Origin of the sequence: Streptosporangium canum, from assembly GCF_900113865.1 — a bacterium.
GTDB classification, from domain to species: Bacteria; Actinomycetota; Actinomycetes; order Streptosporangiales; family Streptosporangiaceae; genus Streptosporangium; species Streptosporangium canum.
Window position 1 is genome coordinate 99,295 of sequence record NZ_FOQY01000025.1, and the last position, 22,399, is coordinate 121,693.

The following is a 22,399-nucleotide window of genomic DNA, read 5'->3' on the forward strand; positions in this document are numbered from 1 at the left end:
ATGTCGGTATCTCTGATAGACGGGTGGGACCGGGCGTCCCTCGCCCAGCACGGAATGTGGATCACCGAGCGGATGGGCGCCGGAGGCCGGGTCTACGCCATGCCGCTCGCCGTCCGGTTCGACGGCCCGCTCGACGTGGACGCGATGCTCGCCGCCTGCGCCGCGGTCGTCGGGCGCCACCCCGTCCTCGCCGCGACCCTGGCGGAGCAGGACGGGCACGTCCGCCTGGTCCCCGGCGAGGCGCCCCCGCCGATCCGCTTCGAGGACGTCTCCGGCCCGTCCGCCGGCGCCTTCGGGGACGTCTCCGTTCCCTCCGGCGGAACTTTCGAGGACGTCTCCACTCCGTCCGGCGCAACCTCCGGTGAGGTCTCCGCCCTGTCCGGCGGGGCCTGCGGCCCGTCGGGCGGGATCGAGGCCGAGATCTCCCGGCCCTTCGACCTGGTGACCGGCCCGCTGGCCAGGTTCACCCTGTTCCGGCTGGCGCCCGCGCGGCACGTCCTGCAGCTCGTCGCCCACCACGCGGTCTTCGACGGCATGTCGAAGGACATCGTGCTGCGCGACCTGGCCGCCGCCTACGGCGGCTCCGCCCTGCCGCCCCTGCCGATCTCCTATGGCGAGGCGGCACGCGCCGAGCAGGACCGGGTGGCCGCCGGCCTGGAGGGGGCGGCCGAGTTCTGGCGGCCGAGATGGCACGACGACCAGGACCTGCTGCTGCCCGGCGCCGCCCGCCCGTCGCTGCGCGCCGCTCCCGGCGAGATCGTGGATCTCGCGCTCGGCGGAGAGGCCGCCGGAGTGGCCGAGCGGCTGGGCCTGACCCGGTTCGAGGTCGTGCTGGCCGCCCTCCACACGCTCCTGCACGGATACGGCAACGACCGGGTCGCGGTCGCCGTGGACCTGTCCACCCGCACCGAGGAGACCCGGGACCACGTGGGACTGTTCGTCAACGAGCTCCCCGTGGTCTCCACGCCGCGGGGGACGTTCGCCGAGTTCGCCCGGTCGATCCGGGAGGAGCTCCGTGCCGTCTACCGCTACCGCGAGGTCCCCCTGGCCCGCGCCCTGGGCGGGATCAGCCCGCGTACGGCGCTCACCCCCGTCTCGGTCAGCTACCGCAGGCGCTCCGGCGCCGACCCCGTCTTCCCCGGCCTCGACGCCTCCGTCGACTGGACGGCGTTCAACGGCGCGGTCCGCAACACCCTGCATCTGCAGGTCGTGGAATCCCCCGACGGCCTCGCGGCCCGGCTGCAGTTCAACCCGGCCGTGCTGAGCCGCGCCGCCTGCGAGAGCGTCGCCGGCAACCTGCGGACCCTGCTTCTCGGCGTCGCCGCCCGCCCCGACGCCCCGATCACCGAGCTGTCGTCGCCCGGACGGGAGGCCGTGCCCACCCGCGACGCGGCCCCGGCCGGCGCTCCCGGCACGGCCCCGGCCTCCGCCGCCATCGCCTCCGGTACGGCCTCCGCGGCCATCGCCTCCGGAGCGGTCGCGGCCTCCGCTCCGGACGCGCCCGCCGCCGCCGGCGCGGCGGCCGGGGCGGTGGCGGACCCCGCTCTCCTCGGGGAGGTCGAGGCGATCTGGTGCGAGGTGCTCGGCGTCGACGAGATCCGGCCCGACGACGACCTGTTCGACCTCGGCGGCCACTCGCTGTCGATCACCCAGATCATCGCCCGCGTCCGGGACCGGATGGACGTCGAGCTCTCCTTCGAGGTGTTCATCGACACCCCGACCGTCGCCGGCGTCGCCGAAGAGATCGCCCGATCCCGATGACGACCGGTCTCACACGGCAGCGGGCGGCGATGGTGGAGTTCACCGGCGCCCGGGGCGGCGAGGCCCCGCTCACCTGGGGTCAGCAGGCGATCTGGCGGCTGACCCGGTGGCTGGACGACGGCGACCCGTACTTCAACATGCCCTGGACCCTGCCCGTCTACGGCAGACGTGATCTCGACGCCGTCCTGCTGGCCCTGCGCGGGCTGGTCGAACGGCACGAGACCCTCCGGACGACCTGCGAGGAGACCCCCGCCGGGCCGGTCCAGCGGGTGGCGCGCGAGGGCCGGCTGACGGTCGAGGTGTTCGACGCCGGAGAGGCCAAACCGCTCGCGGCGGCCAAGGAGCTCTCCGCCGACCTGGCGTCGAAAGGGTTCGACTACGCCACCGAGCCGCCGATCCGGTGCGCCGTCGTGACGGGCGGCGGACGGCCCCGGGCCGTCGCCTTCGCCCTGTCCCACCTGGCGGTCGACGGATGGGCGCTGGAGGTCCTCGCGACCGACTGGAAGGGCCTGCTCGCCGGGGACGACCTGCCCGAACCCGCGTGGCAGCCGCTGGACCAGGCCGCCTTCGAACGGGAGGGGGCGGGCGCCGCGCGCGGGGAGCGGGCGTTGCGGCACTGGCGCGCGGCGCTGGAGCGGGTGCCGCGGTCCCTGTTCGACTTCCCCGGTCAGCCGCCGGAGGAGCAGCGGTTCGTCCGGGTCGGCATGGAGTCGGTCGCGCTCGCCGCCGCCGCCGAGAGGCTGGCGGCCCGCTGGTCGGTCAGCACGGCGAGCGTGCTGACCACGGCGAGCGCCGTACTCCTGGCCGTGCTGACGGGGCACCGGGAGGTGGTCATGCAGCTCATCGTGGCCAACCGGCACGACCCCCGGACCAGCGCCATGGCGGGCACGGCCGTCCAGGACGGGATCTTCGTCCTGGACCTGCCCGAGGGGACCTTCGCCGACGCCGCGCGCGCCGGGCACCGGCAGGCGCTGACCGCCTACCGGCACGCGCACTACGACCCTTTCAGGATGATGGCGCTGCGTGAGGAGATCGGCCGCGAACGCGGCGGGCCCGTCGACCTGTCGGCCTACTTCAACGACAGCCGGGCCGTCGGCCACTGGCCCAACCTGCCCAGGGTGGCCCGGGAGGGCGACGCCGCCGCCCTGGCCGCCCTCACCGAGCGGACCAGGACCTTCTTCGTGGGCGCGTGGCCGGAGGTGGACGCGACGGTGTTCTTCGCCACCGGCCCCGCCACGGACACCTGCCGGCTCCACCTGCTGACCGACACCGCCCGCCTGCCGCGGTCCACGGCCTACACGCTGCTGCGCGGGATGGAGACGCTCCTGGTCCGCAGCGTCGCCGAGGACGTGCCGCTCGACGCGGTCGCCGGGCTGTGCGGCGTCACCCCGGTCGAGCGGCCCGCCGCCGTCGCCGAAGGAGGTGGCCGTTGACCACGCCCGACCAGCGCGCGGCACTGCTCAGCCGGCTGGCCGAGCTGCCGCCCGAACGGCGCGAAGCCCTGCTCGGGCTCGCCCGGGACAGGGACGCGGGCCGTACCTGGCCGCTGTCGTTCGGCCAGGAGCGGCTCTGGTTCCTCAGCCGGTTCGACCCGGCCGACACGACCTACCACACCCCCTGGTGCGTACGGCTGCGCGGCCCGGTCGACGCCGACGGCATCGCCGCCGCCTTCACCCGCGTGGCCGAGCGGCACCACGTGCTGCGCACCCGCTTCCGCCTGGCCGGCGACCGTCCCGTGCAGGTCGTCGTGCCCGCCGGGCCGGTCGCCGTGGAGCGCTCGGACGTCACCGGCGATCCGGCCCCGGCCGTCGTGGAGTTCGTCAACCGGCCGTTCGACCTGGAGGCCGGGCCGCCGCTGCGCGTGGCGCTGATGCGGCTGGCCGGCGAGGACTTCATCCTCTGCGTCGTCCTGCACCACATCGTGGTCGACGGCTGGTCGCTGGACGTCCTGATGCGGGAGCTGGCCGAGTGCTACGCCGCCCACCGCGAGGGACGGCGGCCGCTGCTGGCGGAGCTCCCCACCCAGTACACCGACGTCGCGGCGGAGGACAGGAGCCGGGCCGAGTCCGAGGACACCGCCCACCTCGACCACTGGACGCGGACGCTCGCCGGCGCGCCCGTGCTCGACCTCCCCGCCGACCACCCCCGCCCGGCCCGCTGGACCGGACGGGGCGGGCAGGAGAGCCTGCTCGTGCCCGACGAGGTGATCACCCGGCTGGAGGGGGTCGCCAGGCAGCAGCGCTGCACCCTGTTCATGGCCCTGCTCGCCGCCTACCAGGCGACCCTGGGACTGGCCGCGGGACAGCGGGACCTGTGCGTCGGGGTGCCGGTCGCGGGACGGAACAGGGTGGAGCTGGAGCCGCTGATCGGCTACTTCGCCACCACCCTCGCGCTCCGCGCCGACCTGTCCGGCGACCCGACCTTCCGGGAACTGCTCAAACGCACCCGCCTGGCGGTGTTCAGGGGGCTCCAGCACGCGGAGGTGCCCTTCGAGCGAATCCTCGGGGCGCTGCGCCTGCCCCGCGACCTGAGCCGGCCGCCGCTCCTGCAGGCCATGTTCAACCTGCACAACCTGCCCAAGGGCGACCTGCTGCGGACGGCGATGGCGGACCTGGCCGTCGAGGTCTACCCCATGCCGCCGGCGGGCCGTACGAAGGCCGAGATATCGGTGGACGTGTGGCGGGGGCCCGAGGGGCTCGGCGGAGTCCTCGACTACAGCAGCGACCTGTTCTCCGCCGGGACCGCGCGGCGTCTGGTCCGGGCCTTCACCGACGTGGTGGAGCGCGCCGGGGCCGACCCGGATCTCCGGCTGTCCGATCTGAGAGGTGTGTGACCGTGGTGACGACGCTGGAGCTGACGCGGCGCCGGTCGGAGCTGACGCCCGACGCGGTGGCGGTGCGGGGGGCCGGGGGCGAGCTGACCTATCGCGAGCTGCACCGGCGGGTCGACGACCTGGCGGCCGCGCTGCGCGAGCGGGGAGTCGGCCCCGAGGTTCCCGTCGGGCTGTGCATGGAGCGCACGACGGGGATGGTGGTCGCGGTCCTGGCCGTCTGGGCCGCCGGCGGCGCGTATGTCCCGCTCGACCCGGCCTTTCCCGAGGACCGGCTCCGGATGATGCGCGAGGACGCGGGGATCGGCCTGGTGCTGACCCAGTCCGGCGTGGACCCGCGCCTGCTCGACGGCGTCCCCCGGGTGCTGTCGCTCGCCCCTGACGGCACGATGCCCGCGCTGGGTCCCACCCCGGCCGGCGGGGTCTCCGGTCAGGGGGCGGTGCCCGTGCGGGGCGGTGCCGCGGCCTCCTTGGCGGACCCCACCCCGCCCGCCGCGGAGACCGCGGGCGACCTGGCCTACCTGATCTACACCTCGGGTTCCACCGGACGGCCCAAGGGGGTGGCGGTCCCGCAGCGCGCGGTGACCAACCTGCTCGGATCGTTCATGCGCAGGCTGGAGCTCACCGCCGAGGACCGCTGGCTCGCCGTCACCACGCTGTCGTTCGACATCTCGGTCCTGGAACTCCTGCTGCCCCTGGCCTGCGGGGCGCGCGTGGTCGTGGCCTCGGCGCGGGAGGCGGCGGACGGCCGGGCACTGCGGGACCTGGCGGTGGCCGAGGGGATCACCGTCATGCAGGCCACCCCGGCGACCTGGCGTGTCCTGCTGGAGGCCGGCGGCGTGCCCGGGACGGTCGGCACCCGGCTCTGCGGGGGCGAGGCGCTGCCGCGCGACCTGGCCGACGCGCTGCTCGGCGCGGGCGTGCGCCTGTGGAACGTGTACGGCCCGACGGAGACGACCGTGTGGTCCACGGCCGGGCCCGTCGCGCCCGCACCGTCCGCGGTCGACCTGGGGGAGCCGATCGACGAGACGTCGCTGTACCTCCTGGGCGAGGGCGGGGAGCCGGTGGCGGCCGGCGAGCCGGGGGAGCTGCACATCGGCGGGACGGGGGTGGCCAGGGGCTACCACGGCATGGCCGCCCGGACCGCGGCCCGCTTCCTGCCCGACCCGTTCGCCGGCCGCCCCGGGGCGCGCATGTACGCCACCGGCGACCTCGCCCGGATCACCGGGGAGGGACGCCTGGAGTATCTGGGACGGGCCGACCAGCAGGTGAAGCTCCGGGGGTTCCGGATCGAGCTCGGCGAGGTCGAGACCGTCCTGCGGTCGGCGGAGGAGGTGCGGCACGCCGCCGCCGCCGTGTGCGCCGGGCCCGACGGGCTGCCCAGGCTGGTGGCCTACGTGGTTGCCGCCGAGGGCTCCCGGGAGCCGGGGGAGCTGTGGCCGGCGCTGCGCGGGCGGCTCCGGTTGAGCCTGCCCGAGTACATGGTCCCCGCCCACCTTGTGACGGTGGACGCCCTGCCGCTCACCCCCAACGGCAAGCTGGACCGCGGGGCGCTGCCGCCGCCCGACTGGACATCCGCCAGGACGGCCCCCTACCGGGCGCCGTCGACGCCCGTGGAGGACGAGCTGACCGTGATGTGGGCCGAGGTCCTGGGCACCGAGGAGCCCGTCGGAGTCGACGACGACTTCTTCGAGCTCGGCGGCCACTCGCTGACGGCCGCCCGGATCATCGCCAGGGTCCAGGCCCGATTCGGGGCCGCCGTGCCGATCGTGGCGCTCTTCGAGCACCCGACCGTCGCCGGGCTCGCCCTGGAACTGGACCGTCTCGGCGACGACGACCTGGACCTGGCCGAGGTGGCCGCGCTCCGCGAGCAGCTCGACGGTCTCAGCGCCGAGGATCTGGCCGCGATCTTCGACAGACTGGCGCCGGGCGCATGAGGGCGCCGCTGTCTCCGGAGCAGGAGCGGCTCTGGCTCCTGCAACGCCTCGATCCGGGCAACGCCTCCTACACCATGTATCTCGTGCGGGACCTGCGCGGCCCGCTCGACCAGGCCGCGCTCACCTGGGCGCTCACCGACGTCCTCGCCCGCCACGAGAGCCTGCGCACCAGGTTCGCCGAGGAGGACGGCGTGCCCTGGGCGGTGGTGGAGCCCGGGGCGCCCGGGATCGAGTGGCTGAGCCTCCGCGGCCGGCAGGAGGCCGCGCACCTGGTGGCCCAGCGGGTCAACGCGCCGTTCGACCTGGCGGCGGGCCCGCCCCTGCGGGTCGCGGTGATCCGGCTCGCCGACGACGAGCACCTGCTCTGCCTCACGATGCACCACATCATCGCGGACGGATGGTCGCTCAACGTCATCCTCGACGACCTCGCCGAGTGCTACACCGCCCACCTGCACGGCGCCGAGCCCCGGCTCCGCCCGCTGCCCGTCCAGGCCGGCGACTACGGGCGCTGGCAGCGCCGCCGGGCCCAGCGGGCCGTGCCGTACTGGACGGAGAGGCTCGCCGACCCGCCGGCCTCCGAGCTGCCCTTCCGCCACCGGCGGGAGCGGAGCGGGGAGGGCGGGTCCCACCGCACCGGGCTGCCGCCGGCGACCGCCCGGCGGCTGGAACGGCTGGCCAGGGAGAACCGCACCACCCTGTTCGCCGTCCTGACGGCGGCCTACCAGACCCTGCTGTTCCGGCACACCGGGCAGGACGACGTCCTGGTCGGCAGCGTGGTCGCGGGCCGCGACCGGGTCGAGCTGGAACCGATGGTCGGATACGTGGCCCAGACGGTGATCCTCCGCGGCGACCTCGGCGGGGACCCGTCGTTCACCGACCTGGTCGCCCGCACCCGGGGCGAGGTCCTGGGCGCGCTGGGCAACCCCGCCGTCCCGTTCGAGAAGCTCGGCCACCCCGCCGACTCGCTGCTGCCGTCCATGTTCATCCTGCACAACCAGGACGCCGGCCCCCGGCGGCCCTTCGGCGGGCTGACCGTCACCGATGTCGACGCCGGGTTCCGGCAGGTGAAGGTGGACCTGCTCGTCGAGGCGTGGTCGGACGGCAACGGGCTCGCGCTGTCCTTCCGCTACGACAGCGGCCTGTTCGAGGCAGCGGCGGTCGGCCGCCTGGCCGACCGGTTCGCGGTGCTGCTGGAGTCCGTCGCGGCCGAGCCGGGCACCCCGATCTCGGCCCTGCCGATCTGGACCGAGGCCGACCGAGCCGACATCCGCGCCCTCGCCGCCGGCCCGGCCTCCGATTCCGGCCCGGCTCCCGCCTTCGAACCGGCTCCCGCCACCGGCTCGATTCCCGATCCCGCGCCGGGGCCCGATCCCGCGCCGGGGCCCGGTGCCGTGCCGGGCCTCGTCCCGGAGATGGTCGCCGAGGCCGTACGGCGGGCGCCCGACGCCACCGCGGTGATCTGCGGCGAGGAGACGATCACCTACGGCGAGCTGCTCGTCCGGGCGGACGCGCTCGCCGGAGCTCTCCGCGACGGCGGGGTGGGCCCCGGTGACGTCGTGGGCGTCTGCCTGCCACGCTCGATCGAGGCGATCGCCGCGCTGCTCGCCGTGTGGCGGTCCGGCGCCGCCTACCTGCCTTTCGATCCGGACGTACCCGACGAGCGGCTGGCCTTCGCGCTGTCGGACAGCTCGGCCACCCACGTGATCACCAGGCGGGGCCTCCCCGAGGGCCTGACCGCCGTCGACCCGGCGAGCACCGGCGGTCCCGGCGGTCTCGCGGGCCGTACGGCCGCCGCTTCCGAGGAGCCCGGCCGCCCGGCAGCCGGCCGTACGGCCGACGATCGCACGGAGGCAGGCCGTACGGCCGGTGATCTCGCGTGGACCGGTGACCCCGGGGCGGGCCGGGCGGCCGCCTACGTCATCACCACCTCCGGCTCCACCGGCGTGCCCAAGGGCGTGCTGGTCGAGCACGGCGCGGTCGCCGCGCGGGTCCGGTGGATGCGCGCGGACTACGGGCTGACCCCGGCCGACCACGTCGTCCAGTTCGCCTCGCTCAGCTTCGACGCCCACGTCGAGGAGGTCTTCCCCACGCTGGCCGCCGGGGCGACGCTGGTGCTGCTCCCCGACGGCGCGGCGACCCTGCCCGACCTGCTCGCCTCGCCCCCGGGCGGGCGGGTCACCGTGCTCGACCTGCCGACCGCCTACTGGCACTCGCTGGTCGAGGAGCTGGAGGAGATCGCCTGGCCGCCCTCGCTCCGCCTGGTGATCCTCGGCGGCGAGCAGGTCTCCGCGGCGGCGGTCGAGCGGTGGCGCGGCCGGTTCGGCGACGGCGTCCGGCTCGTCAACACCTATGGTCCGACCGAGGCGGCGGTGATCGCCACCGCCGCCGACCTCGGGGCGGAGGCGGCTCTGGGACGTCCCCCGATCGGCCGCCCGATCGGCGCGACCACGGTCCACGTGCTCGACGGGCGGGGCGAGCCCCTGCCTCCCGGGGCGACCGGGGAGCTCGTCATCGGCGGGGCAGGGGTGGCCCGCGGCTACCTCGGCAGGCCCGCCCTGACCGCGGCCGCCTTCGTCCCCGATCCCGCCGGCGAGCCGGGAGCACGCCGCTACCGGACGGGGGACCGGGCGCGGTGGCGCGCCGACGGGCGGCTGGAGTTCCTGGGGCGGCTGGACGGCCGGCTCAAGATACGGGGCTTCCGGATCGAACCCGGCGAGGTGGAGAGCCACCTGCTCGCCCACCCTGGAGTGGGCCAGGCCTTCGTCACCGGGCGGGGCGGGGAACTCCTCGCCTACGTCACCGGCACCGCCGACCCCGCCGACCTCCGCGCCCACCTGGAACGGACGCTTCCGCGCCAGCTCGTCCCGACCGCCTGGGTCCGGCTGGAGGCGCTGCCCCTCACCAGCGGAGGCAAGGTCGACCGGGCCGCGCTCCCCGAGCCGGTGACCGCTCCGGCGGCCGGGCGGGTCCTGCCGCGCACCGACGCGGAGAGGCTGGTGGCGGGGATCTGGGACGAGCTGCTCGGCGCGGGCCCGTACGGTGTCCTCGACGACTTCTTCGCGCTGGGCGGCCACTCCCTGCTGGCGACCCGGGTGGCCGCCCGGATCCGGCGGGCCACCGGCGTCGAGGTCCCGATCCGGACGATCTTCGCCCGGAGCACCGTCGCCGCCCTCGCCGAGACGGTGGAGGACCTGCTGATCGAGGAGCTGGCCGGCCTGACCGAGGAGGAGGCCATGGACCTGCTCGCGGGCACTGAACCTCCCTGAGCCGGCCGCGCCGCCCGGCGCGGCCGGAGCCGGCGGCGCGGGAGATCACGGCGGGCGGCGGAGTGTTGTGATCATGTGATGCCGGGGGCTGTCGCGAGGGAGGCGTACGGCGTAGCATCCGTGCACGCCTCACATTGTCGGGCGCTTGGTTCGAAACCGTGAGTCACGGAGTGCGAGGCCCGATGAGCGCTGTCCAGCCCCTTCCCGAGCTGCCGGCCGCACTCGCCGAACCGACCCGCAGGGTGGGTCCGTGGTGGATCGCCGGTATCTCGCTGGCCAACCTCGCCCTGTGGATGGGCTACTTCGGGCCTCTCCAGGTGCTGCTTCCCTCGCAGGTGGCACAGGTCGACCCGGCAGGCAAGGAGACGGCGCTGGCGGTGGTGACCGGGGTGGGCGCCGCGGTGGCGATGCTGCTCAACCCGGTCGCCGGGGCCCTGTCGGACCGGACGTCCGGGCGGTTCGGCCGCAGGCACCCGTGGACGCTGGCGGGCGCGCTGCTCGGCGCGGGCGCCATGGTCTTCCTGGCGGGGCAGGGGACGCTCCTCGGGATGGTGATCGGCTGGTGCCTCGTGCAGGCCGGGCTCAACGCGATGCAGGCCTCGCTCACCGCGGGGGTGCCCGACCATGTGCCGACCGGCCAGCGGGGGGAGGTGTCGGGCTGGGTCGGGATACCGCAGTCGCTGGGCGTGGTGCTGGCCGTCGTCCTCGTCACGACGGTCGTCACCACCGTCGAGTCCGGATACCTGCTGATCGCCGCTCTGATCCCGCTCTGCGTCCTCCCCTTCGTCCTGACCACCTCCGACCCGCGGCTGACCGCCAGGCCGCCCTTCGACCTCGGGGCCTTCCTCAGGGGCTTCTGGATCAGTCCCCGCGCCCACCCCGACTTCTTCTGGGCATGGACGACCCGCTTCCTGATGCAGCTCGGCAACGCGATCGCCACGCTCTACCTGCTGTACTTCCTCACCGACGCGGTCGGCTACGAGCGGCTCTTCCCCGGTGAGAAGGCCGAGGACGGCCTGCTGCTGCTGATCCTGCTGTACACCGCGACCGTGGTCCTCACCACCGTCGTCGCGGGCGTCGTCTCCGACCGGCTCGGCCGCCGCAAGCTGCTCGTCACGGTCTCCGGACTGATCAGCACGGTTCCGGCGGTGATGCTGGCGCTCTGGCCGCTGTGGCCGGTGGCGCTCGCCGCCGCCGCCATCCTGGGCGTCGGCTTCGGCGTGTACCTGTCCGTCGACAACGCCCTGGTCACGCAGGTCCTGCCCGCCGCGGACGGCCGGGCCAAGGACCTCGGCATGATCAACATCGCCAACTCCGGCCCCCAGGTCCTCGGGCCGGTCGTCGCCGGGCCGATCGTGGCCGGCGCCGGCGGTTACCCCGCCCTCTACCTGACCTCCGCCGCCCTGGTCATGCTCGGCGCCCTCCTGGTCACGAAGATCCGTTCCGTCCGCTGACGGCGGGGGAGCGGCGGCGCCGGGACGGCCAGGTCCCTTTCTGCGCCGTCGCCGAGCGGCGGCTGGTCGGGGGCTCACCGCGGGGGCGACGAAAGGATGAGACGGGCGCTCAGGGGCGGGGCGATGTCGTGCTTTCGCGGACGACGAGTTCGGTGGCGAGTTCGACGCGCCGGGCCTGGGAGTGGTCGCCCCGGCCGATGGCCAGGACCATGCGGGTGGCCAGGGCGGCCATGTCCTGCAGCGGCTGGCGGACGGTCGTCAGGGGCGGCCAGGCGGAGCGTGCCAGCGGCAGGTCGTCGAAGCCGACCACGCTGAGGTCCTCAGGGACGCGCAGGCCGCGCTGGCGGGCGGCTTCGAACACGCCGAACGCCTGCAGGTCGCTGCCGGCGAAGATGGCGGTGGGCGGGTCGGCGAGGGACAGCAGCCCGTGGCCGTGGTCGTGACCGGAGTCGACCAGGAAGTCGCCGTGCCGGATCAGCTCGGGGGCCACGGCGACGCCGGCGGTCTCCAGTGCCGCCCGGTAGCCGTCGATCCTGGCCCGGCTGCACAGCATGTCGGCCGGGCCGCCGATGACGCCGATCCTGCGGTGTCCGAGCTCCAGGAGGTGGCGGGTGGCGGCCAGGCCGCCGTTCCAGTTGGTGGCGCCCACCGAGGCGACGTGGGGGGCGGGCTCTCCCTCGGGGTCGACGACGACGAACGGCATCGAGCGGGCGTTGAGCTGGTCCTGCAGCCCGGCGGAGAGCCGCGACGCCACGATCACCACTCCGTCGGTACGGCGGGCCGCGATGCGCTCCAGCCAGTCGCGGCCGGGACCCGCGTGCGTGTGCAGCACGGAGAGCACGGTGCCGGCGCCGACCTCGCGGGCGGCGGTCTCGGCACCTCGGACGATCTCCATCGCCCAGGGGCTCTCGATCTCGGCGAAGACCAGGTCGATCAGCCCGACCGGTCCGTCGCTCTGGCTGACGCGCCGCTGATAGCCGTGTTTGTGGAGCAGGCGTTCCACCCGCTGGCGGGTGCCCGGGGCGACCTCCGGCCGACCGTTGATGACCTTGGACACAGTGGGGACCGAGACCCCGGCCTCTTCGGCTATCAGAGCGATCGTCACCCGGCTCTTCGCTGGCATGCGAGGGATTATAGCCGAAAACTTTCGGAGAGCGGTCCGGCGGCCTTGGTCGCTGACCAGAAGTACATCCAGGGCTCTATTGACGTGTTATGCGTAATTTACTTATCCTCCGGATGCGAAACATTCGATATTGTTCTGAAAGTTTCAGTGAACCGTGTCCGAGACCTGTCCGGCCGCCGGCGGCTGATCGCCGGGCTCACGGCGGCCCCGGCGCGCCCCGGCGGCTTCGGCGAATTCGGCGAATTCGGCAAAGAGGAGAACTGATGACCCTGCGTGTCTCCGGATCCCGCCTCGTCGACCCGGAGGGCGCCGCGGTACGGCTGCGCGGCGTGGGCCTCGGAGGCTGGATGAACATGGAGAACTTCATCACCGGCTATCCGGCCAACGAGTCGGAGATGCGGCGCTCGGTGCGCGAGACGCTGGGCGAGGAGCGGGCCGAGCTGTTCTTCGACCGGCTGCTGACCTCCTTCTTCGGTGCGCAGGACGCGCGGCTGCTGGCCTCGATGGGCGTCAACTGCGTGTGCATCCCGGTGAACTACCGCCATCTCGAATCGGACGACCGGCCGTTCGAGGTCATCGAGCACGGCTTCCGCCACCTCGACCGCGTCATCGGCCTGCTCGCCGAGCACGGCATCTACAGCGTGCTCGACCTGCACGCGCTGCCGGGGGCGCAGAACCAGCACTGGCACTGCGACAACCCCACCCACGTCGCCTCGTTCTGGCGGCACCGGCACTTCCAGGACCGGGTCGTGCACCTGTGGGAGGCGATCGCCGCCCGCTACCGGGACCAGCCGTGGGTCGCGGGCTACAACCCGGTCAACGAACCCGGCGACCCCACGGGCAGGGTGATCGGGCCGTTCTACGACAGGCTGGTCAAGGCGCTGCGGGCGGTCGACAGCCTCGCCGGGCGCCCGGGCTGACCAGGGAAGAACCGGGCGCCCGGGCCGGCCGGGTGAGTGGGAGGCTCCGGGGCGGCCGGGTGAGCGGGCGCCCTGGAGGCAACCCGCTTCCGGCTCCCGTGCGCCCCGCCCGTCAGGCGCCGCCCAGGCGGCGGATGGCGAGTGAGGCGGCACGGACGGCGAGCGAGGGCGACAGCCGTACTCCCCGCCAGGCCATCCGCCCCGACGCCGGCGCCACGATGAGCGCCCGGTTGCGGGCGAGGCCCTTCATGATGTCGACGGCCAGCGCGTCGGCCGAGTAGAGCCGGCCCTGGGTCCTGGTCGCCGACCGCCGGGCGCCCGCGCCGGTCGCGGTCTGCGGCAGGCCGGGGTTGGCGTGGTCGAGCAGCGGGGTGTCGGTGAAGCCCGGGCAGATCACGCTCACCTTCACGCCGTGCGCCGCCGCCTCGGCCCGCAGCGCGAGCGACAGCCCGACCACCGCGTGCTTGGTCGCGGTGTAGGGGGCCATCAGGGGAGCGGGGACCAGCCCGGCCAGGGACGCCGTGTTCACGATGTGGCCGAAGCCCTGCCGCATCATGATCGGATAGGCGGCGTGGACGCCGTGGACCACACCGCGCAGATTCACGTCGATGGTGCGGTCCCAGTGGTCGAGGGTGAGCTCGTCGGTGGTGCCGCCGACCGCGATCCCGGCGTTGTTGAACACGAGGTCCAACCGGCCCCGCTCGGCCCTGACGCTCGTGACCAGGTCCCGCACGGCCCGCGCGTCGGTAACGTCCAGCGTCGCGGCCGAGCAGCCGAACTCCTTGGCGACCCGCTCGGCCCCGGCGCCGTCCAGATCCGCGACCACGACGTGCGCGCCGCGCCTGCCGAGCTCGCGGCAGAGGGCCCGGCCGATGCCGGACGCCCCGCCCGTCACGATCGCCGTCCTCATCGGGCCGTCTTACCGGCGGGTGCCGCCCAGATGCCCATCGCCTTCCAGACCCTGCGCTGGACGGGGTTCATCATGCCCAGTTCGGCGCAGAGCTCACGGGTCTTGCCCACCGAGTCGCGGATCTGCTGGGCCGTTTCGGGATTGCCGGTGTAGACCTCCCGGACGACGTGCTCCGGGATCCGGAACCTCTTGATCATCGACCCGGGGGGCGACAGCATGATCCGCGCCATGATGCCCAAAACGACCGGGGAGACGATCCCCAGCGCGAAGCGGCGGTGGCGGGGCATCCGCGGGACCCGGCGGCGCAGGTAGTGCCGGGCGAAGGAGATGTGCCGGGCCTCCTCCGCGATGTGAATCCGCATGATGGTCTCCTCCAGGGGGTGCCGGATCTGGCCCTCCCTGAGGGTCTTGCGCTGCACGTGGTCGATCGGGTCCTCGCCGCCGAGCACGAAGATGAAGAACAGCTCGGTGGAGATCAGCGGGATCCACGGGGTGATCTGGGCGAGCAGGCTCAGCGGGCCCGGCATGCCGTTGATCGGAAACTTTGTGCGGTTGACGAACTCCTGGAACATCATCCCGTGATGTCCCTCTTCGATCGTCTCGTGGTAGACGTAGCGGAACTCGGGGGAGCCGTTCGGCAGCCGGTAGGCGTAGTTCAGCAGGCCGCGTTTGAGCAGGTTCTCGAACTGCAGGCCGATCTTCATGGCGGTCGCCACCCGCCACAGCCCGATCCTGGCGCGGTTCTCGGGCGTCTGCGCCCGGTACCAGGGGTGGCCGCCCAGTTTGTCGACCCCGGGCAGCTCCCAGCGGGGGTCGTCCTGGCGGACGAGGAAGTCCTCGTCGTCCCAGGGGATGTCGGCGTAGGGCTCCCAGTGCTTGTCGACCGAGGCCTTGGAGAGGCGTTCGATGACCGCTTCGTAGGCGCGCTTCTCCGCGACCGTCTGGTCGCTCTCTCTGTCCGCAGTGGTGTTCGGGGCGGGTCTCATCGCTCCACTCCCATCGGGTGTCCGCGCCGTAATTGTACGAAGCATCTAATAGCGGCGGAAGCCCCCGCGGGGGTGTGAGCTCCCTCACGCCGGTGTGGCGTCCTTCACTCAGAGTTGTATTCGGGCCACTCCCGATCCACCCTGTGACCCGGCGGTAGCGGTGAGTGATGCGATCCTTCCGATATGGCAGCGGTGTTCGCTCCTCGCCCCCTCTTGGGAGCCGTGCTTCTGTTGTCCGTCAGCGTGGCCTGGGGGTCGGCTTTCCCGCTGATGAAAGATCTCATCGTCCGGATGCCGGTGGCGGACCTGCTCGCCGAGCGGTACGGCATCGCGACGTTCGCCCTGTTCGCGCTCCGGCCGGGCTGCCTGCGGAGGCTGCCGGAGAGCACCTGGCTGACCGGCCTCCTGCTCGGCCTGCTGTTCGGCGTGGGCCAGACCGCCCAGGCCGTCGCGCTGCACGACCTGCCGTCCTCGGTCTCGGGCTTCACCGTCGGCTCCTCCGTGGTGATCACCCCGGTCCTCGGGCTGGTCCTCCTCGGCGCCAGGATCTCCGGGCGCACCTGGGGCGCGGTGGCACTCGCGCTGGCCGCGATGACGGTCTTCACCCTCCTGCGCGAGGCCGAGGGCGGCGCCGTCTCCCTGCCCGCGCTGGCCGTCACCCTGCTGTCGGCGGTGCTGTACGCGGGGCACACGCTGGTGCTGGGGAACTTCGCCGGCGCGCGGCGCGACGCCTACGCGATCACGGTGATCCAGCTCGGCACGATCGCGCTCATGACGGGCGTCCTCGCCGTGCCGGACGGACTCACCCTGCCCCGCACGGCGGGCGACTGGGCGCTCCTCGGCCACCTGTCGATCGTGGCCTGCGCGCTGGGCTTCCTGGCCCGGTCGTACGGCCAGCTCCACGTCCCGCCGGTGCCCGCCGCGGTGATCCTGTCGGCCCAGCCGCTCTGGGTGACCGCCCTGGCCGTCGTGATGTACGGCGAGCCGCTCACCTGGGCCGTCTTCCTCGGCGGAGGGCTGATCGCCCTGGCCATGCTCCTGGTCGTGCTGCCCGGCGGGCTGCTCAGGACAGCACGTCGAGGGACAGGCCCAGCTCCCCCGCGGTAGCCGTACGGACGAACTCGGCCATGCGGGCCCGGGGCAGCACGCGCTTGTGCACGGTCATCTGGGTGGACAGGCCGTCGATCAGCGAGACGATCCGCCAGGTCGCGCCGTCGGGGTCGGCGCAGGTGAAGACCCCGGCCGCGGCCCCCTCGTCGATGATCGCGCGCAGTGCCTGCCGCCAGCGCAGATCCATCCTGCGCGACATCTCCTCCAGGTCGGCGTTGCGCATCGACTCGGCCCAGGCGTCGATCCACAGTGCCCACGACTTGGACCTGCCGGTGGGGGAGTAGAGCTTGAGCAGGCCGCGCAGCCGGTCCAGCGGGGAGCCGCCCGACTCCTCCAGCTTGGTGAGCGCCTCCAGATCGCGCTCGGCCGCGTAGGCGAAGGCCTGGGCGAACAGCTTCTCCTTGGTCTCGAAGTGGTAGAAGAGCAACGCCTGGCTGACTCCGGCGGCCTGGGCGATGTCCGCCGTCCGTGTGTGCCCGAACCCCTGGGCCGCGATGACGTCGCAGGCGGTCCGGAGCAGATCATCGCGGCGTAGTCGCCCAAATCCCCGTGCCACAGGGGAACCCTAGCGGGTCAAGGGGAGACGCAGGACGAAACGAGCGCCTTGCGGGCTGTCTTCCAGCCCCAGGGTCCCGCCGTGCGCCTGGGCGATCTCCCGGGCGATGGACAGCCCCAGCCCGGTGCCCCCGGCGTCCCTGTTGCGCGAGGCGTCCAGCCGGGTGAACCGGCGGAAGACCACCTCCCACTGGTCGGGGGCGATTCCGGCGCCGTCGTCGAGCACCTCCAGAACGGCCGTGCCGTCCTCCTCCGTCACGCGCACCGTGATCTGCGAGGCGGCGTGCCGCTCGGCGTTGTCCATCAGGTTCGTCAGCAGCCGTGCCAGCCGGAGCCGGTCGCCCTCCACGACGAGGCCGGGTTTCAGCTCCCGGACCACCTCGACGCCGCGCTTGCGGCGCTCCAGCTCGTCACCGCAGAGCTCGCCCAGGTCGATCGGCTCCCTGGTCGCGGGGGTGCCGGCGTCGATCCTGGCGAGCATCAGCAGGTCGGAGACGAGCGCCTGGAGCCGGTCGAGGCTGGCGAGCATCGCGGTGGCCTTCGCGCCCCAGTCGGTGTCCTCGGGATAGAGCAGCGCCTCCTCCACCTGGGCGCGCATGGCGGTGAGCGGGCTGCGGAGGTCGTGGGAGGCGTCGGAGGCGAACCGGCGCTGCTGCTCCACCGCGCCCTCCAGGCGGTCCAGGGTCTGGTTGATCGTCTCGGCCAGCCTCCCGATCTCGTCGTGCGACTCGGGCACCGGCACCCGCCGGCCGAGGTCGGTGGCGGTGATCTCCGCCAGGCGGTCGCTGATGTCGCTCACCGGGCGGAGCGCCCTGGTCACCATGTGGTGGGCGCCGACCCCGGCCAGCGCCACGAGTACCAGGCAGGCGCCGACGAGCACGGCGAACACCTGGGGCTGGACGTACCAGGGGACGACGTCGTCGACGGAGTAGACGAGCCAGTCACCGCCGGGCCGGGGGATCCGCAGGGCGACGACCACCATGCACCTGCCGGGGAACTCGGGGATGTCGCAGAGCTCCTTGTCGGTCCGCGTGTTTCCGGCGGGGGGAGCGAAGTCCGCCACCGCGGGCGCGCCGGCCAGCGACGGGGTGGACGCGATGACCGTGCCGACCGAGTTCACCACCTGGACGCCCGCGGCCCTCCCCTGGGGCAGGGTGACCGACGCCGACGCCTCCTCGTCGAGGTGGATGACCTCCAGGGCGGCGCTGGCCACCTCGTTGGTGCGGAAGCCGTCCGCCAGACCGTACAGGGAGAACGTCAGGACGGTGGTGGCGAGAAGGCCGCACAGGGCGGCGACGGTGATGGCGATCAGCGTCAGCCGTGTCCGCACGGACCAGGTGTTCCGCGTGACCACGCCAATCTCTCCCCCCGAGATCAGACGATCACAATGGATGAATTAATTACCGATTCCTGGTGCTTCATGGCCAAGCGAGGGCAAATATCCCCCCTCCTTCTGCTGTAGAGCATTGCTCTGTACTGCCGGCCCGCCGCTGGTTAGAGTAAGTGCGCGCTGATTGGAGCGGACATGGACCTTGAGGAGTACCGCCGGCGGGCCAGAAGCTGGCTGGAGGCCAACGCACGGCGGAGCAGAGACGAGGACGACCCGGGCGCCGACGGGGTGGCCGCGGCGAAGGCCTTCATGGCCGACCTCTACGACGCGGGCTATTCGGGGATCTCCTGGCCGGCCGAGTGGGGCGGGCAGGGGCTGAGCCAGGCCGAGGAGCGCGCCTTCGCCGAGGAGGCCAAGGACTTCACGCTGCCGACCTACGTGTTCTCCATCGGACTGGGCATGTGCGGGCCGACCCTGGTCGACCTCGGCACCCCCGGGCAGAAGGCGCGCCACCTCCGGCCGCTGCTGCGGGGGGAGGAGATCTGGTGCCAGCTCTTCTCCGAGCCCGGCGCGGGCAGCGACGTCGCCGCCCTGCAGACCCGGGCGACGGAGACCGAGGACGGCTGGGTGGTCAGCGGCCAGAAGGTCTGGACCTCGGTGGCCCAGCACGCCGACTGGGGTCTGCTGCTCACCCGGACCGACGTGGACGTGCCCAAGCACAAGGGCCTGTCGATGTTCGTCGTGGACATGCACGCCCCCGGCGTCACCGTCCGGCCGCTGCGCGACATGACCGGCCGCGCCCACTTCAACGAGATCTTCTTCGACGACGTGCACATCCCCGCGGAGAACCTGGTCGGCCGGGTCAACGACGGCTGGAACTGCGCGGTCACGACCCTCCTGCACGAGCGCCTGTCGATCTCCAGCGGCGTCGGCATGGGGGGCCAGAAGGACAACCCGGTCGCCTTCGAGGCGCTGCGCCACACCGTGGACACCGGCGACCCCCTCGTCCGGGACCAGCTCGTCGAGCTCTACATCCGCTCCCGCGCGCTGGCCCTGTTCAACCAGCGGCTCGCCCAGGAGACCAAGGCCGGGATCTTCCCCGGCGCCCGGGGCAGCGCGGCCAAACTGCTCCTCGCCGAGCTCAGCATGTTCCAGGCCGACCTGGCCACCTCGCTGGCCGGTCCCGAGGCCGTGGCCTACGAGGACGGCGGGCGGCTGGCCGACTCGATCTCCCTCGCCCCCGCGCTGTCCCTCGGCGGCGGCACCAACGAGATCATGCGAAACATCATCGGCGACCGGGTGCTGAACCTGCCGCCCGAGCCGCGCGTGGACAAGACCGTTCCGTTCAAGGACCTGAAGACGGGAACCCGGCAGTGAACCTCGTCCTCACCGAAGAGCAGCGGGAGCTGCGCGGCACGGTCCGCTCCTTCCTCGCGGCCGCCTCGCCCCTGCCCGACGTCCGCCGGGCGGCCGAGTCGGAGAGCGGCTACGACCCGGCGGTCTACCGCCGCCTCAACGGCGAGCTCGGGCTCGCCGGCCTCATCGTCCCGCAGGAGTACGGCGGAGCCGGAGCCGGATACGCCGAGCTCGCGATCGTCCTGGAGGAGACCGGCGCGGCGCTGCTGCCCGGGCCGTTCCTGGCCACCACCCTCGCCGCGATCCTGCTGACCGAGCTGGGGGACAAGGAGCTGCTGCCGGACATCGCCGCCGGGACCACTGTCGCGACCGTGGCACTCGACGGAGACCGGGCGCTCAACGGCGCCGAGGCCGACGTGGTCCTCATGGTGGACGGCGCGCGGGTCCGGGCCGTCCGGGGCGGCGGCCGTACCCCGCTGACCACCCTGGACCCGACGCGCAGGCAGGCACGGGTGGAGGCGGTCGCGGGCGAGGCCGTCGCCTCCTCCGAGGCGGGGATGGAGAGGGTCCGCGACCTGTTCGCGGTGGCGGTGGCCGCCGAGCAGCTCGGCGTGCTGCGGGCCTCACTCGACGCGATCGTGGCCTACAGCCGGATCCGGGTGGCCTTCGGCCGGCTCATCGGCTCCTACCAGGGGGTCAAGCACAAGCTCGCCGACATGCACTGCAAGCTGGAGCAGGCCGAGTCGATCGTCCGGAACGCCGCCTGGGCGGCCGACGAGGCGCCCGGCGAGCTGCCTCTGGCCGCCGCGCTCGCCCAGGCCTACGTGGGCCGGGCCTGCTTCGAGGTGGCCCGCGACAGCCTGCTGCTGCACGGCGGGATCGGTTTCACCTGGGAGCACGACGCGCATCTGTACTACAAGCGGGCCAAGTCGGACGAGGTGCTCCTCGGCCCGCCGCGGATCCACCGGGCGCGTCTCGCCGATCTGCTGGAGCTCTGAGCCCGAGGAGGGGTCCCATGCCCGACATCAGCACGCTCCCCGGTTTCTACCGGATCGCGCAGGCCGACCCGGGCCGCCGGGCGGTGATCGACGCCGGCGGCGCGGTGACGACCTACGGCGAGCTGCTCGCCAGGGTCAACCAGGTGTCGCACGGACTGCGGGCACGGGGGCTCACCGAGGGCGATGTGGTCGCGGGCGTGCTGCCCAACGGCCTCGACGCGGTGGTCATGCTGATGGCCACCGGGCAGATCGGGCTGTACTACGTGCCGGTCAACTGGCACCTGACCGCGGCCGAGATCGCCTACATCGTGGCCGACTGCGATGCCAAGGTCGTGGTCGCCGACCGGGACCACCCCGTGGAGGGGGCGCTCACCGGCGTCGGCGGGCTGGCCGAGGGCCGGCCCGTGACGGCCCCCGGCGACCGGTCGGCGGGGGCCGTCATGTGGTACACCTCGGGCACCACCGGCTTCCCCAAGGGCGTGCAGCGGCCCCTGTCCGGCGCCGAGCCGGAGGCGACGGTCCCGCTCGTCACCTGGTTCCTCGGCGAGGTCTGCGACCTGCGGCCGGGCGACGAGATCCACCTGGTGACCTCGCCGATGTACCACTCCGCGCCGTGCGCCCACACGATGTTCGCGCTGCACCTGGGCCACACCCTGGTGATCGCGCCCAGGTTCGAGCCGGCCGCGATCCTCGAACTGGTCGACAGGCACCGGGTGACCAACGCGATGATGGTCCCGACGATGTTCCACCGGATGCTCCGGCTGCCGGACGAGGTCCGCCGGAAGTACGACGTGTCGTCGCTCCGGCAGGTGATCCACACCGGTGCGGCCTGCCCGGTGGCGGTCAAGAAGGAGATCATGGACTGGTGGGGCCCGGTCCTGTACGAGTACTACGGCTCCACCGAGTCCACCATCGCCTTCTCCGTCAAGCCGCACGACTGGCTGGAGCGTCCCGGCACGGTCGGCCGCCCGGCCCCGGGCTTCGAGGCGAGGATCCTCGACCCGGACGGCGAGGAGGTCCCCGTCGGCGAGCCCGGCATGGTCTACCTCAAGTCGGGGCTCGGCAGCTTCACCTACCGCAAGGACCCGGCGAAGACCGCCTCCAGCATGCGCGGTGAATGGTACGCCCCCGGCGACATCGGCTTCATGGACAAGGACGGGTTCCTGTTCCTGTGCGACCGCCGTACCGACCTGATCATCTCCGGCGGGGTGAACATCTACCCCGCCGAGATCGAGGCGGCGCTGCTGGAGCACCCCGCGGTCGCCGACGTCGCGGTGATCGGCGTGCCCGACGAGGAGTGGGGCCACCGCGTGGTCGCGCTGGTCCAGCCGGCCCCCGGCCCCCGCCCCTCCCCGCGGGAGCTGCTGGACCACCTCGGCCCGCGCATCGCCCGCTTCAAGCACCCCAGGGTCATCGAGTTCCGCGACGAGCTGCCCCGCACCCCCACGGGAAAGCTGTCGCGCTCCAGGGTCCGGGAGGAGTATCTGTCCGGATAGGGAGCCGCCGCGGCCGGGGGATCAGAGGGTGATCCATTCGGTGGAGGTGGTGACCTCCTCCAGGATGTCGGGGATGGGGTCGATGCCGATGCCGGGGCCGGTGGGGACGTCGAGGTGGCCCTCGCGCAGTTCGAACGGTGTGGTGATGTCGGTGGCGTAGTAGCGGCGGGAGGCGGAGGTGTCGCCGGGCAGGGTGAAGCCGGGCAGGGCGGCCAGGGCGAGGTTGGCGGCGCGGCCGATGCCGGTCTCCAGCATGCCGCCGCACCACAGGGCGACGCCGTGGGCGCGGGCCAGGTCGTGGATGCGGCGGGCTTCGAGGTAGCCGCCGATCCGGCCGGGTTTGACGTTGATGATGGAGCAGGAGCCC

At 73.3% G+C, this 22,399-nt stretch carries 18 protein-coding genes; 12 read left to right on the forward strand and 6 right to left on the reverse strand.

Annotation, left to right across the window (positions count from 1 at the left end; translation table 11 throughout):
• The 6 genes from BM085_RS29800 to BM085_RS29825 all read left to right on the forward strand — a co-directional run bounded on the left by BM085_RS29800 (position 1) and on the right by BM085_RS29825 (position 11,248).
• On the forward strand, positions 1–1,761 hold the full coding sequence (locus BM085_RS29800; protein ID WP_093890194.1) for a condensation domain-containing protein: 1,761 nt from the start codon (positions 1–3) through the stop codon (positions 1,759–1,761).
• Positions 1,758–3,194 carry a condensation domain-containing protein gene (locus BM085_RS29805; protein WP_093890195.1) on the forward strand — a complete coding sequence of 479 codons (1,437 nt, stop codon included), beginning with the start codon at positions 1,758–1,760 and terminating at the stop codon, positions 3,192–3,194. Before BM085_RS29800 ends, BM085_RS29805 begins: the two co-directional genes overlap by 4 nt.
• On the forward strand, positions 3,191–4,594 hold the full coding sequence (locus BM085_RS29810) for a condensation domain-containing protein (RefSeq protein WP_177245348.1): 1,404 nt from the start codon (positions 3,191–3,193) through the stop codon (positions 4,592–4,594). Before BM085_RS29805 ends, BM085_RS29810 begins: the two co-directional genes overlap by 4 nt.
• Before the next feature lie 2 nt (positions 4,595–4,596).
• Positions 4,597–6,528: a non-ribosomal peptide synthetase gene (locus BM085_RS29815; protein WP_177245349.1), complete on the forward strand. Its 1,932-nt coding sequence runs from the start codon at positions 4,597–4,599 to the stop codon at positions 6,526–6,528.
• Positions 6,525–9,794 (forward strand): non-ribosomal peptide synthetase, encoded by a 3,270-nt coding sequence (locus tag BM085_RS29820; protein ID WP_093890197.1) that lies wholly within the window; start codon positions 6,525–6,527, stop codon positions 9,792–9,794. The genes BM085_RS29815 and BM085_RS29820 overlap by 4 nt, the downstream gene beginning before the upstream one ends.
• Positions 9,795–9,976: 182 nt before the next feature.
• Positions 9,977–11,248: an MFS transporter gene (locus BM085_RS29825; RefSeq protein WP_093890198.1), complete on the forward strand. Its 1,272-nt coding sequence runs from the start codon at positions 9,977–9,979 to the stop codon at positions 11,246–11,248.
• 109 nt (positions 11,249–11,357) lie between these two features.
• Here BM085_RS29825 and BM085_RS29830 read toward each other — a convergent pair whose 3' ends face one another.
• Positions 11,358–12,371, reverse strand: a complete 1,014-nt coding sequence (locus BM085_RS29830; protein ID WP_093890199.1) for a LacI family DNA-binding transcriptional regulator — start codon at positions 12,369–12,371, stop codon at positions 11,358–11,360.
• A gap of 45 nt (positions 12,372–12,416) precedes the next feature.
• Here BM085_RS29830 and BM085_RS43525 point away from each other — a divergent pair, with 45 nt between their 5' ends.
• Both BM085_RS43525 and BM085_RS29835 read left to right on the forward strand, forming a co-directional pair.
• Positions 12,417–12,635, forward strand: a complete 219-nt coding sequence (locus tag BM085_RS43525) for a hypothetical protein (RefSeq protein WP_143121126.1) — start codon at positions 12,417–12,419, stop codon at positions 12,633–12,635.
• On the forward strand, positions 12,635–13,291 hold the full coding sequence (locus BM085_RS29835) for a glycoside hydrolase family 5 protein (protein WP_093890200.1): 657 nt from the start codon (positions 12,635–12,637) through the stop codon (positions 13,289–13,291). Before BM085_RS43525 ends, BM085_RS29835 begins: the two co-directional genes overlap by 1 nt.
• 112 nt (positions 13,292–13,403) lie before the next feature.
• Here the strand turns inward: BM085_RS29835 and BM085_RS29840 are convergent, their stop codons facing one another.
• Complete coding sequence (locus BM085_RS29840) at positions 13,404–14,201, reverse strand: SDR family NAD(P)-dependent oxidoreductase (RefSeq protein WP_093890201.1); 798 nt, start codon at positions 14,199–14,201, stop codon at positions 13,404–13,406.
• Entirely contained in the window at positions 14,198–15,187 is a 990-nt protein-coding gene (locus tag BM085_RS29845; protein WP_093890202.1) for an AurF N-oxygenase family protein, read from the reverse strand. Before BM085_RS29845 ends, BM085_RS29840 begins: the two co-directional genes overlap by 4 nt.
• 222 nt (positions 15,188–15,409) lie before the next feature.
• Here BM085_RS29845 and BM085_RS29850 point away from each other — a divergent pair, with 222 nt between their 5' ends.
• Complete coding sequence (locus BM085_RS29850) at positions 15,410–16,294, forward strand: DMT family transporter (RefSeq protein ID WP_177245350.1); 885 nt, start codon at positions 15,410–15,412, stop codon at positions 16,292–16,294.
• Here BM085_RS29850 and BM085_RS29855 read toward each other — a convergent pair.
• Positions 16,251–16,853: a TetR/AcrR family transcriptional regulator gene (locus BM085_RS29855; protein ID WP_093890204.1), complete on the reverse strand. Its 603-nt coding sequence runs from the start codon at positions 16,851–16,853 to the stop codon at positions 16,251–16,253. The genes BM085_RS29850 and BM085_RS29855 overlap by 44 nt on opposite strands.
• Before the next feature lie 9 nt (positions 16,854–16,862).
• On the reverse strand, positions 16,863–18,206 hold the full coding sequence (locus tag BM085_RS29860) for a sensor histidine kinase (RefSeq protein ID WP_245789775.1): 1,344 nt from the start codon (positions 18,204–18,206) through the stop codon (positions 16,863–16,865).
• Positions 18,207–18,377: 171 nt separating this feature from the next.
• On the opposite strand from BM085_RS29860, the gene BM085_RS29865 reads away from it, so the two are divergent.
• Genes BM085_RS29865 through BM085_RS29875 form a run of 3 tightly spaced genes read left to right on the forward strand, consistent with a single transcriptional unit; the run spans position 18,378 to position 22,032 of the window.
• The gene (locus BM085_RS29865; RefSeq protein ID WP_093890205.1) at positions 18,378–19,559 is read left to right on the forward strand and encodes an acyl-CoA dehydrogenase family protein; all 1,182 of its coding nucleotides are present in this window, start codon (positions 18,378–18,380) and stop codon (positions 19,557–19,559) included.
• Positions 19,556–20,536, forward strand: coding sequence for an acyl-CoA dehydrogenase family protein (locus BM085_RS29870; protein WP_093890206.1), 981 nt, complete (start codon positions 19,556–19,558; stop codon positions 20,534–20,536). The genes BM085_RS29865 and BM085_RS29870 overlap by 4 nt, the downstream gene beginning before the upstream one ends.
• Positions 20,537–20,553: 17 nt before the next feature.
• Positions 20,554–22,032: an AMP-binding protein gene (locus BM085_RS29875; protein ID WP_093890207.1), complete on the forward strand. Its 1,479-nt coding sequence runs from the start codon at positions 20,554–20,556 to the stop codon at positions 22,030–22,032.
• A 21-nt stretch (positions 22,033–22,053) separates the two neighbouring features.
• Here BM085_RS29875 and BM085_RS29880 read toward each other — a convergent pair.
• On the reverse strand, positions 22,054–22,399 hold a 346-nt coding region (locus BM085_RS29880), incomplete at its 5' end, for an enolase C-terminal domain-like protein (RefSeq protein WP_281249879.1).